General features: G+C 76.8%; 1 protein-coding gene and 1 pseudogene. Both read left to right on the top strand.

The features are described from left to right. Window positions 1-1183 (top strand): annotated as a pseudogene (locus tag D8M35_RS16720) (4-amino-4-deoxy-L-arabinose transferase); the annotation flags it as partial. 84 nt (window positions 1184-1267) lie between these two features. Continuing rightward, window positions 1268-1502: molybdenum cofactor guanylyltransferase (locus D8M35_RS16090; RefSeq protein WP_153257452.1), on the top strand; the 235-nt coding region annotated here is incomplete at its 3' end.

The raw sequence follows: 1502 nt of genomic DNA on the forward strand, positions 1-1502 counted from the left end.
TGACGCGTGGCGCACGGCGACCGCCGGTCGCGCGGGCAGCGGTCACTCGCTGCTGCAGCTCTTCTCGCCGCGGTACGCGTCCCAGGTCGGCTGGTCGTGGCCCGCAGCGCTCACCGGCACCGGGATCGGTGCTGTCCGGTGGTGGCGGCGTCGGTCCGGCCGGGAGGCCCTGCTCCCCGCCGCCACACTCGTCGCCCTGGTCGTCTGGCTGGTCACCGCGGTGGCGGTGCTGTCCGTCCTGCGGCTCCCGCACACCGCGTACGTCGCCGGGATCGGCGTGCAGCTCGCGGCGCTCGGCGCACTCGGCTGGTGGGGTGCCGCGGGCCTCGTCGACGCGGACGACCGCCGGCTGCGGCTCGTGCCGGTCGGCCTGCTCGTGGTCCAGGGCGCGTGGTGGGCGTGGCTCGCGCGGGCCTCGTCCGAGCCGGCACTCCTCGGCACGGTCGCCGTCGGGGTGACCGTCGTGGCACTCGTGGTGCTCGTCGTCCGGTGGCGTCGGAGCGACCCGACGGTGCTGCGGACCCGCGGGCGTCGGACGGCGGCAGGCCTGCTCGTCGCCGCGGTGGTGCTCGGGCCGGCGTGCTTCTCGCTGCAGGTCCTCGACGCGGCACGGGACGGCAGCGGCGGCGACGCGTCGGTCGGCGTCGCGCAGGGTGCCTTCGCCCGTGCCGTTGGTACCCCGGAGCGGGCGTTCGCGCTCGGCCGCGGCGGCACCGTTGGGACGCGCACCGGAGGTCGGCCGACCGGCGCCGCGACGTTCACGATCTCCGCACCGGACGCGATCGGTGGCCACACCGGCCTGCCCGCCGACGAGGCCGACCTCGTCGCCGCCGCCCGGCGCGCCGGCGGTGGTCGGGACGGGGCACCGCTGTTCCTCACCGACTCGTGGCGGATCGCCGCCGACGTCATCGGGGCCACCGGCGACGAGGTCCTGACCGACGGCGGGTTCTCCGGCCGGGTCCCGGTCTTCACCGCCGCGCAGGTCGAGTCGATCGTCCGTTCCGGTCGGACGCACCTGCTCGTCGTCGCGTCGGGCACCGCCGCGACCGACCCCGTCCGCCGTGCTGGTGCCGACCTCGGCTGTCGGGTGGTGCAGCGCTGGGGCTCGACGTTCGCCGACGCCGCACCCGGCCGATCCCCCGGCGGCGGCAGTACGTCCTTCGCGCTCGAGCGCTGCTCCTGAGGCGTCACGACGTCCGATCGCCGCGCAGGTCCGTGCGACTGCACGGGCTCACGGTGACGGCTGTGCGGCGGGTAGCGTTCACGCATGACCGCCCCGGGAGTCGTGCAGCACGATGCCGTCCTCCTCGCCGGGGGTCGGGCGTCGCGGATGGGCGGGACGGACAAGACCGCCCTCGTCGTGGACGGACAGCCGCTCTCCGACCACGCGGTCGCGGCGGCGGCGGGTGCCCGGACGACCGTGCTCGTCGGACTCCGCGCCGGTCGCACCGCGCCGTCCGGTGTCGTGCAGGTCCGTGAAGACCCGCCCCGCGGCGGCCCGG

Origin of the sequence: Curtobacterium sp. HSID17257, assembly GCF_003989515.1 — a bacterium.
Taxonomy (GTDB): domain Bacteria; phylum Actinomycetota; class Actinomycetes; order Actinomycetales; family Microbacteriaceae; genus Curtobacterium.